This is a genomic window from Pseudomonas sp. 05T35 (genome assembly GCF_056396605.1).
The window spans coordinates 1-407 of the sequence record NZ_JBFTLU010000995.1 but is presented as its reverse complement, the minus strand read 5'-3'; the positions used below and the strand labels follow the sequence as shown (position 1 = coordinate 407).

The 407-nt window shown below is 62.9% G+C and carries 1 pseudogene; it reads right to left on the bottom strand.

The features are described from left to right. Window positions 1–407, bottom strand: a pseudogene (locus tag AC1DH9_RS31085) (MBL fold metallo-hydrolase); the annotation flags it as partial.

The window sequence follows — 407 nt, the reverse complement described above, 5'->3', positions numbered from 1 at the left end:
ACTTCGGCCCGAATCGGCACGTCCTTGCCATGAATCCGCACCGATGGGGCACCGGCGATGATCTGCGCACCGCGAGTTCCCCCGGCCTGGAAACCGGGAACCAGCAGCGTATTGAGCGGGTTGGGCGCCAGCGCCTTGAGGTGATGAAGCACCCGCCCGCCGGTGGCCATGCCGCTGGCAGCGATAATCACCGCGGGGGTGCGCTGTAGGTCAAGGTCCATGGAGTCTCTGACCGAACGCACGAAGTGCGCGGCATGGCACATGCCTTCGCATTCCTCCAGCGACAGCCGGTGCTCACTGCGAAAACGCTGGTACAAGCGAGTGACATCGGTGGCCATGGGGCTGTTGAGGTAGATCGGCAGGTCGGGGATCGCCTTCTTCTGTTTCAGGCGATAGAGGTGATACAT